Source organism: Blautia sp. AF19-10LB (genome assembly GCF_003461245.1).
GTDB lineage: Bacteria > Bacillota > Clostridia > Lachnospirales > Lachnospiraceae > Blautia_A > Blautia_A intestinihominis.
This window is the reverse complement of record NZ_QTWS01000002.1, coordinates 1-14,232: the sequence shown is the minus strand read 5'-3', so window position 1 is coordinate 14,232 and position 14,232 is coordinate 1. Positions and strand designations below refer to the sequence as shown.

General features: G+C 44.4%; 11 protein-coding genes and 1 rRNA gene. 11 read left to right on the top strand and 1 reads right to left on the bottom strand.

The features are described 5' to 3' along the window. Positions 1 to 3: 3 nt before the first annotated feature. From DWX28_RS01955 to DWX28_RS01925, 7 genes are all read left to right on the top strand, one after another. Positions 4 to 747: a TIM44-like domain-containing protein gene (locus DWX28_RS01955; RefSeq protein ID WP_147342071.1), complete on the top strand. Its 744-nt coding sequence runs from the start codon at positions 4 to 6 to the stop codon at positions 745 to 747. Positions 748 to 894: 147 nt separating this feature from the next. Further along, positions 895 to 2,169 carry an ABC transporter substrate-binding protein gene (locus tag DWX28_RS01950; RefSeq protein WP_118251504.1) on the top strand — a complete coding sequence of 425 codons (1,275 nt, stop codon included), beginning with the start codon at positions 895 to 897 and terminating at the stop codon, positions 2,167 to 2,169. A gap of 88 nt (positions 2,170 to 2,257) precedes the next feature. Next, positions 2,258 to 3,112 (top strand): carbohydrate ABC transporter permease, encoded by an 855-nt coding sequence (locus DWX28_RS01945; RefSeq protein ID WP_022214140.1) that lies wholly within the window; start codon positions 2,258 to 2,260, stop codon positions 3,110 to 3,112. After that, positions 3,112 to 3,948 (top strand): carbohydrate ABC transporter permease, encoded by an 837-nt coding sequence (locus DWX28_RS01940; RefSeq protein WP_118251503.1) that lies wholly within the window; start codon positions 3,112 to 3,114, stop codon positions 3,946 to 3,948. The genes DWX28_RS01945 and DWX28_RS01940 overlap by 1 nt, the downstream gene beginning before the upstream one ends. A gap of 101 nt (positions 3,949 to 4,049) precedes the next feature. Next, positions 4,050 to 5,579 (top strand): response regulator transcription factor, encoded by a 1,530-nt coding sequence (locus tag DWX28_RS01935; RefSeq protein WP_118251502.1) that lies wholly within the window; start codon positions 4,050 to 4,052, stop codon positions 5,577 to 5,579. After that, complete coding sequence (locus DWX28_RS01930; RefSeq protein ID WP_227221937.1) at positions 5,521 to 7,266, top strand: cache domain-containing sensor histidine kinase; 1,746 nt, start codon at positions 5,521 to 5,523, stop codon at positions 7,264 to 7,266. The genes DWX28_RS01935 and DWX28_RS01930 overlap by 59 nt, the downstream gene beginning before the upstream one ends. Next, the gene (locus DWX28_RS01925) at positions 7,256 to 8,953 is read left to right on the top strand and encodes an extracellular solute-binding protein (protein ID WP_022214136.1); all 1,698 of its coding nucleotides are present in this window, start codon (positions 7,256 to 7,258) and stop codon (positions 8,951 to 8,953) included. Before DWX28_RS01930 ends, DWX28_RS01925 begins: the two co-directional genes overlap by 11 nt. A gap of 66 nt (positions 8,954 to 9,019) precedes the next feature. Here DWX28_RS01925 and DWX28_RS01920 read toward each other — a convergent pair whose 3' ends face one another. Then, positions 9,020 to 11,287: a glycogen/starch/alpha-glucan phosphorylase gene (locus DWX28_RS01920; protein ID WP_022214135.1), complete on the bottom strand. Its 2,268-nt coding sequence runs from the start codon at positions 11,285 to 11,287 to the stop codon at positions 9,020 to 9,022. Positions 11,288 to 11,454: 167 nt separating this feature from the next. On the opposite strand from DWX28_RS01920, the gene DWX28_RS01915 reads away from it, so the two are divergent. From DWX28_RS01915 to DWX28_RS01900, 4 genes are all read left to right on the top strand, one after another. Then, positions 11,455 to 12,330, top strand: coding sequence for an AraC family transcriptional regulator (locus tag DWX28_RS01915; protein WP_022214134.1), 876 nt, complete (start codon positions 11,455 to 11,457; stop codon positions 12,328 to 12,330). 268 nt (positions 12,331 to 12,598) lie between these two features. After that, positions 12,599 to 12,892, top strand: a complete 294-nt coding sequence (locus tag DWX28_RS01910) for an autorepressor SdpR family transcription factor (protein WP_022214133.1) — start codon at positions 12,599 to 12,601, stop codon at positions 12,890 to 12,892. Continuing rightward, positions 12,867 to 13,514, top strand: coding sequence for an SdpI family protein (locus tag DWX28_RS01905; protein ID WP_118251501.1), 648 nt, complete (start codon positions 12,867 to 12,869; stop codon positions 13,512 to 13,514). Before DWX28_RS01910 ends, DWX28_RS01905 begins: the two co-directional genes overlap by 26 nt. 447 nt (positions 13,515 to 13,961) lie before the next feature. Continuing rightward, positions 13,962 to 14,232 (top strand): 16S ribosomal RNA (locus DWX28_RS01900); the annotation flags it as partial.

Genomic DNA, 14,232 nt, shown 5'->3' with positions numbered 1-14,232 from the left:
AAGATGACGAGACATAGACGAATCTGTTGTATACTGCTCGCATGTATCTGCTGTCTGTGCTTTTCAATTACATGTTATGCGAGGGCCGGCGGCGGATCTTCAGGAGGAAGTTCAGGGGGAAGTTCCGGTGGAACATATCATTATAATAATGAATCAAACTATACGGATGACGAGAGTCCGGGTGGATGGTCGCAAACGATAGTTGGCTGGATGGCAATGGCATGTTTTGCCGGGGCTGGAACGATTGCATTTCATTGCTATATTCAAAAGGCAAAATACAAAAGTCTTCAAAAAATGAAGAAATTCGAAAAGCCGGGCGAAGACTGGAATGCAAAAGAAATGCAAAAATATGTGGAGAATGCATATTTTGTTATTCAGGAATGCTGGAGGCTCCTGGATCCATCTTATGCAGAAAAGTATCTGAGTAAAAGTCTTGCCCAAAGTTGGACTACAAAACTTGAATGGATGAAAGTTAAACATGAAAAGCCAATACAGAAACGAGTTCAGCTCCTGAGTGTGACTCCGGTATCTGTGTGGGATGATGAAGGTGAAGAAGATGCCAGTATTGTTTATCTGATTCATGGAAGAATGATTGGATATTATATCAATACAGATACATTAGAGGTTGTTCGTGGAAAAAAGATTCCGGAGTCGTTTTATGAATACTGGACATTTATACGTGAAGACGGAAGATGGGTGTTGAATGAAATTCAACAAAAAGATGAAGTTGATGTGCATGAATTGTAAAATGTACATCAATTTTTTTATATTTTTATATCTTGAAAAAACAACATATTTCTTGATTTTTTATCATAGTATAAAAATACTAACAAATCTATAATAAAGACAGGTTGAAAGAGAACAAAATCTACAAAAAAAGGAGAGACAAGTACTATGAAAATGAAAAAACTCACAGCAATGGCAATGGCAGCATTAACAGCAGCAACCATGATCCCGTCCGTACCGGTTATGGCAGCAGACGGTGGAAAGGTTTACTATCTGAACTTCAAACCAGAAGCAGATGAAGCTTGGCAGAACCTGGCAAAAGCTTACACTGAAGAAACAGGAACAGAAGTAACAGTTGTAACAGCAGCATCCGGACAGTATGAGACAACACTTCAGTCTGAAATGGCAAAGAGCGATGCTCCGACACTGTTCCAGGTAAACGGACCGGTTGGACTTAAGAACTGGAAAGATTACTGCTATGATCTGACAGATGCAGAGATCACAAAAGGACTTACCTCTGATACTTACGAGCTCAAAGACGGAGATGCTGTAGATGGTATCGCATATGTAATCGAATCCTATGGCCTGATCACAAACAAAACCTTACTTGAAAAAGCAGGATATTCTCTGGATGATATCAAGAGCTACGATGATCTGAAGAAAGTAGCAGATGATATTCAGGCAAGAAAGGACGAGCTTGGAATCAAAGGTGCTTTCACATCTGCAGGTATGGACGGATCCTCTGACTGGAGATTCAAAACACATCTTGCAAACCTTCCGATCTACTATGAGTACAAAGAAGACGGAATCGATGATACAGAGGCAATCAAAGGAACATATCTTGACAACTACAAGAACCTGTTTGACCTGTACATCACAGATTCTACCTGTGACGGAGCTGAACTCTCTGCAAAAACAGCAGATGACTCCAGAAACGAATTTGTAAACGGCGAAGCAGTATTCTATCAGAATGGTACCTGGGAATATGCAGAACTGTCCAAGACATACGGAGATGACGAGCTTGCAATGATCCCGATCTACTTTGGTGTAGATGATGAGAACGAGGGACTTGCAACAGGTACAGAGAACTACTGGTGTGTAAACAAGAATGCATCTGATGAAGACGTTCAGGCAACTCTGGACTTCATGAACTGGTGTGTAACATCTGAAACAGGAACAAAATCCATGGCAAACGATATGGGATTCACACTTCCTTTCAAAACAGCACAGGAGTCTACAAACGTATTTGTAAAACAGGATGCTGAATACACAGAAGCTGGAAAAACACCTGTTTCATGGAACTTCACAACAATGCCGTCTGAAGAGTGGAAAAACGGACTTGGAACAGCTCTTACCGCATATGCAGCAGGCACAGGTTCATGGGATGATGTTGTAAGTGCATTCGTTGACGGATGGGCTACAGAGAAAGCTCTCTCCGAGTAATCAAAATAATATGTGATCAATCATCAAGAGGAGGCGAGGTTCTTGCCTCCTCCTGTGGGTTCTATGAGAGGGAAAGAGGAGAATTATAATGGTAGGAAGAACGATCAAAAAATGGTGGCCGATTTTTGTACTGCCGACTTTTGCGGCATTTGTTATCGGTTTCCTTTGGCCTTTTATCTGGGGCATTTATCTTTCATTTTGTAAATTTACAACCGTAAATGATGTAACCTTTGTCGGATTTTCGAACTATTCCAAGATCTTACTGGATAACACCTTCAGTCATTCATTCTGGCTGACTGTTGTGTTTGCTTTTGTTTCCAGTATTCTGATCAATGTGCTGGCATTTTCCATCGCACTGGTACTCACCAAGGGATACAGAGGAACCAATGCATTCCGTACCGTATTCTTTATGCCGAACCTGATCGGTGGTATCGTACTTGGATATATCTGGCAGACGCTGTTAAACGGACTGCTCTCCAAATGGGGACAGCCTTTGCTTTCACTTTCTGCAAGAAACGGATTCATCGGTATGCTGATTCTTCTGATGTGGCAGCAGATCGGATATATGATGATCATCTACATAGCAGGTCTGAACAACGTTTCTCCTGATCTGGTCGAAGCAGCACAGATCGACGGTGCGACAAACAGACAGATCCTGTTCAAGATCAAGATCCCGATGATCATGCCGTCTGTTACAATCTGTACTTTCCTGACTCTGACAAACGGATTCAAGATGTTTGACCAGAACCTTTCTCTTACAGGAGGAGATCCGGGTAAACAGTCACAGTTACTGGCTTTGAATATTTATGATACATTTTATGCAAGAAGCGGCGCTCAGTGGAAGGGTATCGGCCAGGCAAAAGCAGTTGTATTCTTCCTGCTGGTTGTAGCGATCGCACTGATACAGCTTCGTGCAACATCATCTAAGGAGGTGCAGCAGTAATGGAAAATAAGAAAAAAAATCCGGTTGCGTCAATTATTTTGACGCTGATCTGCATCCTCTGGATGTATCCGATCGTACTGATCTTAGTCAACTCTTTAAAGAAAGAAGTTGCGATTACAACTTCAGGTGTATTCAGTCTTCCTACAGCTGAGACATGGAATGGTGTTGCAAACTTTGTGGCAAGTGTTACACAGATGGATTTCCTCAAATCCTTCTGGTACAGTCTTGTGATCTCAGTGATGTCCGTTGTTCTGATCATGCTGTGCTGCTCTATGGCAGCCTGGTACATTGTTCGTGTAAACGGAACATTATCCAAGGTTTTCTATTACCTCTGTGTATTCAGTATGGTAGTACCGTTCCAGATGGTTATGTTCACACTGGCAAAAACAGCCGACACCTTACATCTGAACAATCCATACAACATTTGTATTATCTATCTTGGATTTGGTGCAGGTCTGGCGGTCTTTATGTTTACAGGATTTGTAAAGGGTATCCCGCTTGAAATTGAGGAAGCGGCTCTGATCGATGGATGTACTCCTCTTCAGGTATACTTCAAGGTTCTGATCCCGATCCTGAAACCAACAATTATCTCTACCGCGATCCTGGAACTGATGTGGGTATGGAATGACTATCTTCTGCCGACACTGGTACTGGATATCAAGAAATACCGTACCATTCCGATGGCAGTCCAGTATTTCCGCGGAAGCTTCGGACATGTGCAGATGGGACCGATGATGGCAAGTATCATGATCGATATCATTCCGATCATTGTTGTCTATCTGGTATGCCAGAAACACATTATCGAAGGTGTTGTAGCCGGCGCAGTCAAAGGCTGATAATTACATAACGAAAATTCAGTCTCCGGGAAGAAATATTCTTTCCGGGGACTTTGTGGTATAATGAAAAAGATAAATATAAGACACAGACAGGAGAATGCATGACAAACGTTTTAATTGTAGATGACGAAAAAATCGAACGAGAGGGGCTGAAATATCTGCTTTCCAGAGAGGAAGGAGAGCGTACTGTCTTTGAAGCGGCCAACGGCAAACAGGCGCTACAGGTTCTGCGCTCCGAGGATATCCAGCTTCTTCTGACAGATATCAAGATGCCGCACATGACCGGCCTGGAGCTTTCAAAGAAAGCCAAAGAAGAAAATCCCAACCTCCAGATCATCATATTCAGCGGCTTCAGCGACTTCACCTTTGCGCAGGAGGCGATCCGCTACGGTGTGACCGAATACATCCTCAAACCGGTAAATCCGGATGATTTCCACAAAGTGTTGGAGCGCGCAGAGAGCGAGATCAGCAAACGAAGAAAAAAAGAAAGCCGCGAGATCAAAGAGAAAAACTTCCTTCAGCAGTATTTTCTCCAGAGCTATCTCTACTCCGGCAAAAAAGAGATCCTGCAAAAAGCCGGCGAACTCATTGATCTGGACAAGTGGAACAGCTGGCACTGCGCGATCCTGATCGAGTCAGATGTGGCACTTTTTGATACAGCAGAAGAAAATCTGGAACAGGAACTGCAGAAAGAACTCCACAGGATGTTTTTCTACATGAACCTGAATGCAAGACAGTCACTCATTCTGTTCCAGGATGTGTACTGCGATTATCAGCTTGTGGCAAATCATATCTATAATTTCCTGAAACGTGAGTACATGGAGCGGTTTTATCTTGCCGTGAGCAGGAAGTTTGACGGATGTGAAAGTCTTCCATCTGTTCTGGAGCAGCTGGAACAGCAGATGGAGGAGAAATTCTATCATCCGGACAAGCATGTGTTTACCAATGAGGATGAAGTGCTTGGCATGGCAATCGGAGAAGTGCAGGATTCTCAGCTTATGCAGGCGATTTCCGAGGATATCACCCGCAAGGATATAGAACAGCTCTGGAGACATTTTGAATGCCTTAAGGAAAAATACCATGATAACACCCAGTATTCTGCGATGTATATCAAATTTGTATTTTCTAACGTGATCCAGGAGCTTTTTCAGGAAAACCAGTTTTCCGGTGAGCACAAACTGGAACACGAGATCGAACGCCTCTATAACTGCAGGAATATTATGGAGATCCTTTCTGTGACAGAGGACAATATCAAAGAGTACGAGGCTTTTCTGGAGCGTTCCATGAACAGTTCAAGGAATGAAGTGACTGCCGTCAAGAATTATATCTATCAGCATTATGAAGAAGACCTGAATCTGGAAATGCTGGCGGAAAAAGTATATCTGTCTTCCGGCTACTTAAGCTTTATCTTCAAAAAAGAGACCGGCATGAACCTCAATCGCTACATCCGTGTCTTCCGTATGAAAAAAGCCAAAGAACTTCTCTGCAGTACCAACATGAAGGTAGCACAGATCAGTGAAAAAGTAGGATTCGCCAACGTTTCCTATTTCTGCCGGAGTTTCCGGGAATATTATGGAAGCAGCCCGGAATCTTACCGGAAAGGAACAGGAGAGGATGAACAGACTTCGTAAATGGATCAAAAACATGAAATACCGGCACAAGCTGACGATTCTTCTGGTCGTGACTGCCTTGGTGCCGATGACAGTTCTTGCCCTTTATGCCCACAGCAGACAGAGTACGATGGTTCGAAGCAGTGATCTGGAGGATATGCAGTCGATCATCGACCAGACGAAGGAGAGTATTGACAGTCAGACTGCCGTTTACAGCAGTCTTTTGAATTATCTTACTTATTCGCCGGATATTGAGGAGATCATCAAGGAAAAAAACATCGATAATTACACGGCATATGAGAAATACACCGAGATCGCAGATCCTCTTCTGTCCGTGCCGAAATCCTATCACGATGCGATCAACCGCATTCAGCTTTTTGCCGAGAGCATTCAGGTAGAACACGAGTATACCCTGGTCCCGCTTGCCAAAATGCAGGAAGAGTGGTGGAGCAGTGAACTCAAGAACGATGTGCGGATTCAGTGGATGGTAGATGCAGACCGCAAAGAAGTTACCGCTGTCCGTATGATCTATAGTGGACAGAAACTGGATGCCGCAATCTGCATTTCGCTGGATTATGACAAGATCTTTCAGCCGCTGACCAATATCCTCACGGATGAGAATGGAGGAATGATCGCGGATGAAAATGGCACAGTCCTTTACAACAGAAGCAGCCTGGAAGGAACAGGTATCCAGAAAACAGACAAAGCAGGTACCGCTATCAAGAAACTCAGTGAAACCTGTGCATATACCAGTGCAGAAAGCGAAGAAAACAGCTGGACTTTTTATCTCTACAAAAGCCAGAAAGCGATCTCCGGTTCTGTCCGCAGGCTTCTTCTGGAAGAAATCCCCCTGATCGCGGCATGTGGTCTGATCATCCTGTTTCTGGGGATGGCTTTTTCCCGACTGTTTACACGTAAGATCGAAGAGCTTACCAGAAATATGGACCGGGTAAACCACGGAAGCAGGGAAGTTACCGTAAGCAGTGATTCTGAGGATGAAGTAGGAATCCTGATCAACAGTTTCCACAGCATGATGGATGAGATCAACCGTCTGATCGATGAGGTCTATGTCAACAAGATCGCATTGAAGGAATACGAACTGAAGGCACTGCAGGCGCAGATCAACCCGCATTTTCTCTATAACACCCTTTCCATGATGAACTGGATGGCGATCCGGAGCAATCAGATGGATATCAGCAAGGTTACACTTGCATTGTCGACGTTTTACAGGACGGCACTCAGTAAAGGCGAGGACATGGTCACGGTCAAAAACTGTATCCGGAATATGGAGGCATATCTGGAGATCCAGCTTACCATGCATGACAACAACTTCACCGTAGAATGGGAGACAGACCCGGAGATCAAGAATGAAAAAATGCCGAAACTTCTTCTCCAGCCAGTTGTAGAAAACGCGATCGAACACGGCATTGACGAAAAAGAAGAGGGAGACAAAAAGATTTCCCTGTCGTTCAAAGGCGTAGGAGATGATGTCGTGATTACCGTCCGTGACAACGGAATGGGAATGGAACAGGAAAAAGCAGAGACACTTGTCGCTTATCAGGCGAAGGGGTATGGGCTTAAGAATGTCAATGACCGTATCCGACTGCTCTACGGGGAGGGATACGGGATCCGGATCTTCAGCGCACCCGGTGAGGGAACAAATGTTGTGATGAGATTCCCGAAGGAGGGCAAGAAACATGAAGACTAAATGGAAACTGCCCGTGATCCTGGGATGTATCGTAAGCATGATGTTAAGCGGATGCAGCAGTGTCTCCAGAGAGACAGATAAGAGTGAAACATCGACAGAAACAGAAAACACAGCTTCCGCAAAAGAAACTGTCCGCACCGGTACCTGGGAAACAGCCGCGCAGACACCTTATGGAGCATATCCGGAGCTTGTGACCTATACTCTGGGACAGATGAGCGGTACAAACAATTCGAACCTCCCGGATGGAAATACTTACGAAGACAATGCCTACACCCGTTATCTCCGAAAGATGCTGAACATCCAGAACAAAAACGTCTACATGGAGAGAGAAGACCGTTACGATGAATTTGTAAATATCCTGGTCAAAGACCAGACGCTCCCGGATGTTCTGGTGGTGTCGGACAGAGAAACACTCAAAGAACTGGTCGATAATGATCTGGTGGCAGATTTGAGTGAGGTTTACGAAAATTGCACTTCCAAACGAATCAAAGAAATGTTTGAGAGCTACGGAAGCGACCTTCTGGATTCTGTGAGATTTAACGGAAAACTGATGGCGATCCCGGAGACTGTCACAGACCATGGACCGCGTCTGATGTGGCTGCGCAAGGACTGGATCGAAGAACTGGGGCTAGAAGAACCCAAAACGCTGGAAGATGCATTTGATATCGTGGAGGCATTTACAGAAAACCGGATGGGAACAGAAGACGGAGAAGACCCGATCGGCCTTGTCTGTGACACTGATCTGGTGGGAAGTACCAGTTCCAGTTATTCTGTCGATCCTGTTTTTGATAAATTCCATGCAAGCCCGCAGAGGTGGATCAACCAGAATGGAGAGATCGTTTATGGCTCTCTGACAGAAGAAACAAAAAACGCCCTCAGCTATCTGCATGAACTCTACGAACGTGGTGTACTGGATCAGAACTTTGCCCTTCGTGCGCAGAACAATCTCAGAGATCTGGTGGTAAATGGAAACTGCGGAGCTTTTTTTGGACTCTGGTGGACGCCGAACAATCCTCTGATGGATGTCTATGAGACAGACCCGGAAGCGGACTGGCAGCCATATTATCTGCAGGAAGCAGACTGGCAGAATGTGTATGATAGCTTCCGCGATAATAAATATGTTGTTGTACGTAAGGGTTATGAGCATCCGGAGATCGTGATGAAGATCATCAGTGTGCTGTTTGACTACACCAGATATGGAGCGCAGGATGCAGACGAGGTGAATGCATATTTTGCCCTGAATGTCGATCCGACGGCAAGACCGCTGGTCATCAACATTGATTATAATGAGGCGACGTTCCAGATCACCAAGGATATCCAGAGCGTGATGAGTGGCATGCGAAAAGAAACAGATTTAAGTGCGATCGAGAAATCCTACTATGATGCAGCAGAAAAATTTATCCAGGGAAGATCAGAGACAGCAGAGGACTGGGCGGCATACGAGTCCAGACTTGCAGCAGTCGGGCGGCTGATCGAGGGAAATTACCGGACGACTGCGAAGCGGTATCTGGATGACAGTGACGGCGAGATCCCGAAATCACTTCAGCAGTTAGAAAAAGACAGTTTTATCCAGATCATCATGGGCGTACAGCCAGTTGATTATTTTGACGAGTTTGTAAAAGAATGGTATGAACAGGGTGGTGAAGAGCTGACAGAACAGCTCCGAAAGTCTAATCCAGGAGAATAAAAAAGCAGAGAGGAAGTTTCAGGATTTCCTCTCTGCTTTTGCTAAAGATTAAGTTTTGGTGTTTTTTTATTTCCCAAGATGCCAGATATCATTATCATATTCTTTAATAGTCCTGTCAGAAGAGAAGAATCCGGCCTGTGCGATATTGATCAGAGTTCTGCGGCTCCAGTTTTCCTGATCTGCGGCGTAGTCAGCCATTGCCTGCTGTTTACGTACCACATAGGCGTTGAAATCCGGAAGAGTCTGGAACCAGTCTTTCCAGATCAGTTCATTCTGGAGACGTTTCAAATGTTCCTCATCGCCGAAGGAGAGCATTTTTTCGCTGGTGAGGAAGTCAATCGCACGACGAAGGTTCGGGTCTGCCTCGTACCAGTCTTTTGCACAGTAATCACCGACTGCATAGCGGTGGATGACCTGTTTGCTGCTCTGACCAAAGATATAGATGTTGTCGTTTCCGACTGCTTCGGAGATCTCCACGTTTGCACCGTCCATGGTTCCGAGAGTCAGGGCACCGTTCAGCATGAATTTCATGTTTCCTGTTCCGGATGCCTCTTTGGAAGCAAGGCTGATCTGCTCAGAGAGATCGCAGGCAGGGATCATCATTTCAGCAGCAGAGACGTTGTAGTTTTCTACAAAGACGAGCTGCATCCATTTGGAAACTTCCGGGTCATTCTCGATCACCTGAGAAAGTGTGAGCAGTCCGTGGATGATGTCTTTGGCGATAATGTACGCAGGAGCTGCCTTGGCACCGAAGATGCTGACCAGCGGAACGCTTGGTATATGGCCGGCTTTGATCTCCAGATACTGATGGATCAGGAACAGAAGATTTAACTGCTGGCGCTTGTACTCATGAAGCCGCTTGGACTGGATGGTGAACATGGCATCTGTGTTGACTTTTATACCCTGTTTGTGAAGGAGCCATGCGGCAAGTGCTTCCTTATTCTGCTTTTTGATCTCAGAAAGTTTCCTGAGGACATTCTGATCATTCGTATAAGCAAGAAGTTTTTTCAGCTCGGAAGCATCTTTTTTGAATCCGTTTCCGATCAGGCTTTCGATCTCGTTGGTCAGAGATGGGTTGCATTTCAGAAGCCAGCGGCGGAAGGTGATGCCGTTTGTCTTATTGTTGAATTTCTCAGGATACAGATGGTAGAATCCTGCCAGTTCGCTTTCTTTGAGGATCTGTGTGTGCAGGGTTGCGACACCATTTGTAGAATGTGAGAAATGGATATCCATATGTGCCATATGAACGACCTGATTCTGGTCGATGATCGCAAGGGAGCCATCCTCCGTGCGGCTTTTTGCCAGGGCGTCCAGTTTCTCGATGATCGGCATGAGCTGTGGAACAACGGTGTCCAGATAATGTCTCGGCCATTTTTCCAGGGCTTCTGCAAGGATCGTGTGGTTTGTGTAAGCGCAGGTGTCGGTAACGATCTGTACAGCCTCCTCAAAATCAATGTCATGGAGCATCAGGAGACGGATCAGTTCCGGGATCACCATGCTTGGGTGTGTATCATTGATCTGGATCGCAGCATAGTCGGCAAGGTTATGGTAATTGCAGCCTCTTGCGGCACATTCCTCAAGGACAAGCTGTGCGCCGGCAGAAACCATGAAATACTGCTGATAGATACGGAGCAGACGACCGTCCTCATCAGAATCATCCGGATAAAGGAAAAGGGTCAGGTTTCTGGCGATATCCTTTTTGTCAAAGGAGATTCCATCACCGATCACAGATTCATCAACACTGTCAAGGTCAAAGAGGTTCAGGGTGTTGGTACGGCCTTCATATCCTGTGACCGGAAGTTTATAAAGTCTTGCAGAATATTCTTTTCCCGCCAGAGACACTGGGAAGACCGTATCTGTAGCTTTGGCAGCGCAGCTGTCAGTCAGCCAGAAATCAGGAGTCTCGTTCTGGACGTTATTTTTGAAATTCTGGCGGAAAAGACCACAGTGATAACGGAGTCCCACACCGTCTCCTGGCAGATTCAAGGTAGCAAGGCTGTCGAGAAAACATGCGGCCAGTCGTCCGAGACCGCCGTTTCCAAGGCTTGGTTCCGGCTCCTGCTCTTCAATATCAGCCAGAGACTTACCGGCTTCTTTAAGAGCTTCCTTTACATCATCATAAAGGCCGAGATTGATAAGGTTATTGGACAGCAGTTTTCCAATCAGGAATTCTGCTGAAATATAATAAAGCTTTCTTCCGGTTACGTTCTGAACCTGTTCCTGGCTTTTTTCATCGACCAGTTTCAGAAGTGCGTGATAAAGTTCCGCGTTGGAAGCGGTTCTGATATCTTTGCCGCAAAGTTCGATAAGTTTGTTTGTCATGGTTTCACTCATGTGAGCCACTCCTTTCATAGATACATTGCTTTAGAAGCTTTTAGTGGTTGTCAGAAAACATCTTGTACCATGTTATGGTTATATTTATATCACATATAGTTTGTCGTTTCTTGTAAAAATCTTGCAAATACTGATACTATCCTATCATCAGAGGAGAAAAATACATTATGGAAAAAGAAAACACGCAGAAATACCAGGAGAAGAAACAGCATGGGAGCAGACTGTTTCCTTTTAATATCTATCCATGTACGATCCCGTTGGATTTTCCGTCAGTTTCTCTTCACTGGCACAAAGATATGGAGCTGATCTATGTCAAAAAAGGAGCTGGAGAAATTCAGATAGAAACTACGTTGTTTCTGGGAAAACCGGGTGATATTTTTGTGGTGCCTCCGGGAACACTCCATGCACTTCGCAAGGCAAAAGGATTTTCGATGGAATATGAAAATATTATTTTTGAGATGGATTTCCTGGGAGCCGGAGCAGCGGATCTGTGTGCAGGAGAATTTCTCGTGCCTCTTGCGGCGGGAAAACTGCTTCCTCCTGTCTGTGTGCACAAAGAGGAAGAAGATTACGAAGAACTGAAACAATGTTTAAGCCAGATGGAAGATCTGTGCGAATCCAGAGAAAAAGGCTATGAACTGGGAGTAAAAGCAGCGGTTCTTCAAATGCTCTTTCTTCTTATAAGAAAATATCCATGTGTCAAAGAGGTGTCTTCGCCGGACAGAGAACGTTTGAAGGTGGTTCTACAGGAAATTGAAAAAAATATCAGTGAAAACCTTACAGTCAGAGAGATCGCAGAGTTCTGTGGCTGGAGTGACAGCCACTTTATGCGGTGGTTCAAAAAAATGACGGGTCTGAGCTTTATTTCGTATGTAAATGAACGGAGACTGGCAGTGGCAGCAGAAGCGCTGAAAAAATCGAATGATAAGATTCTGAGTATCTCTCAGGAGGCCGGTTTTACCAATCTTTCAAATTTTAACCGCCAGTTCAAAAGCAGATATGGTGTCACGCCAAAAGAATACCGCGAAATGACAGATATTTGAGCAGAAAATAGCGTAAAAACGTTGAACCTAAGATCATACATGCACTGCAGAAATATATGTATGCATAAATGGATATATGAAAATGTGAAAGACCATCGGAGGAAACTCTGGTGGTCTTTTTGCATTGTAAAATGAGAAACCGGGACTGGAAAAGTTTTTGTCAGATAAGTATTTAGATAAAATTCTAAATACCTGTTGACAAAAGAGCGAAGAAGACATATATTGTATTTAGAAATATTTCTAAATAGTTTTCGAAAGAGGGCAGAGGATGGCTTTTGCAGATACGTTCAAGGCACTGTCTGATCCGGTCAGGAGAGAAATTTTACAGCTTCTCAAAAATGGCAGGATGTCGGCCGGTGAGATTGGAGGTCATTTTGATATGACCGGGGCAACGATCTCCTATCATCTGAATATTTTGAAGAAAGCGGACCTGGTCTGGGAGACGAAAGTAAAGAACTTTGTTTACTATGAGCTTAATACATCTGTTGTGGATGAGATCCTTCTCTGGCTGAAGGATCTGAAAGGGGGAAACGACAATGATGAGTATGATAAAGAAGTATAAATGGACACTGATTCTGACCGGAATCGTGACACTGAGCCCGATTCTTTTTGGAGTCCTTTTCTGGAATCAGCTTCCGCAGGAGATACCAACACATTTCAGCGGGGCAGGTAATACTCCGGATGGATGGAGTTCCAGGCCGGTTGCAGTATTTGGGCTTCCGGCGTTTCTTCTTGGGATGGAATGGTTCTGCCTGCTGGTTACGGCAATTGATCCGAAGAAAAAGAATATCAGTGACAAGATGATCCGAATTATCCTGTGGATCATTCCTGTGATTTCTGTTGCTGTTGCTGTCTGCATTTATGGAACTGTCTTTGGGAAAAAGTTTGATATCGGAATGCAGATGAATGTGCTGGTTGGGATTGTATTTATTGTTCTTGGAAACTATCTTCCTAAAGTAAAACAGAATCACAGTATTGGACTGAGGTTTCCGTGGACACTGAATGATTCAGACAACTGGAACCGTACACATCGGTTTGGAGCGTGGGTATTTATTGTCGCAGGAATTGCAATGTGCATCAATGGATATTTCAAATCAACAGCAGCTCTGGGAGTTATTATTACAGTGACGATAACAGTGCCTGTGCTTTATTCTTATATTCTTTACAGGAAAGAGCAGAACTGACCGGGACAACGTTTTGGCGAGACTGGAGAAGGTTTCTGGAAAAAACTTGAAAAAAGTGTTGACAGCCCGGTTGGAACGTGATATTCTAACTGAGCTGTCACAAAGAATTGATTCTTTTGAACACACAATTTAAAAAGTTTTGAAAAAACGAAAAAAGTTGTTGACAGGGAATTGATGATGTGATAGAGTAGACAAGTCGCTTGAACGAGCGACAGATCATAAGAAAATGTCTCAAAAAAACTTGAAAAAAGTGCTTGACATACATTGATGAATATGATAAAGTGAACGAGCTGTCGAAAGGCAGTGAGAAACAAAGAACCTTGATAACTAAACAGTGAAACACATACGATTCTCGAAAATTCTTAATGAATAGATTCGAAAGAATGAACTTTTTATAACAGTAAAACGGGAAGATAGCCAAGTGTTGTCTGACCGGAATCAAACATTTTATCAGAGAGTTTGATCCTGGCTCAGGATGAACGCTGGCGGCGTGCTTAACACATGCAAGTCGAACGGGAAACCTTTTAATGAAGCTTCGGCAGATTTAGCTGGTTTCTAGTGGCGGACGGGTGAGTAACGCGTGGGTAACCTGCCTTATACAGGGGGATAACAGTCAGAAATGACTGCTAATACCGCATAAGCGCACAGGGCCGCATGGCCCGGTGTGAAAAACTCCGGTGGTATAGGATGGACCCGCGTTGGATTAGCTAGTTGGTGG